1 pseudogene is annotated in these 697 nt (G+C 48.5%); it reads right to left on the bottom strand.

Annotation, left to right across the window (positions count from 1 at the left end):
• A pseudogene (locus tag EQY_RS25805) lies at window positions 1-697 on the bottom strand (IS3 family transposase); the annotation flags it as partial.

Raw genomic sequence — 697 nt, 5'->3', positions numbered from 1 at the left:
TTTGCGGGAAAACAAATCGAGTACAACAGCCAGATAAGCCCAGCGTTTTCCCGTCCAGATATAAGTCACATCACCGCACCAAGCCTGATTAGGCTCGGTAACAGCAAACTGGCGATCCAGATAATTAGGGATCTCAATGTGTTCCTTAGACGCCTTCTTATAACGATGGCCAGGTTGCTGACAGCTGATAATATTGAGCGCTTTCATCAGCTTTGTTGCCCGCCAGCGGCTCAGTTTTATACCTTTGGTGGTGACCATTGCGGCAATGCTTCGCGCTCCTGCTGAACCGTTACTTTCGTGATAAACTTCACGCACAAGGCTCAGTAATGCCACTTTCGTGGCGTCAGGCTTCTTGGGCTGCCGCCAGTATTTATAACTGCTGCGATGAACCCCAAACACGTTGCACACAACGGCAACAGGAAACCGCGCCCTGAGTTTCTCAACTAATGAGAATTGTTCAGGGAGTCTGACATCAAGAGCGCGGTAGCCTTTTTTAATATATCCCTTTCCATTTCAACGCGTTGAAGTCTTTTCTTCAACTCACGTATTTCAATCTGCTCAGGTGTCATGGGTGAAGCTATGGGTGATTTTCCCGCTCGCTCTTCTTTCAGTTGTCGAACCCATTTATCCATCGTGGATTTGCCGACATTCATCGCAGTGGCAGCGGCGGCAACGGTGTAATGCTGATCGAGTACAA

The organism is Escherichia sp. TW14182 (assembly GCF_000208525.1).
Lineage (GTDB): Bacteria > Pseudomonadota > Gammaproteobacteria > Enterobacterales > Enterobacteriaceae > Escherichia > Escherichia ruysiae.
The sequence above is the reverse complement of the archived record's forward strand: the minus strand, read 5'-3'. Positions and strand labels throughout refer to the sequence as shown.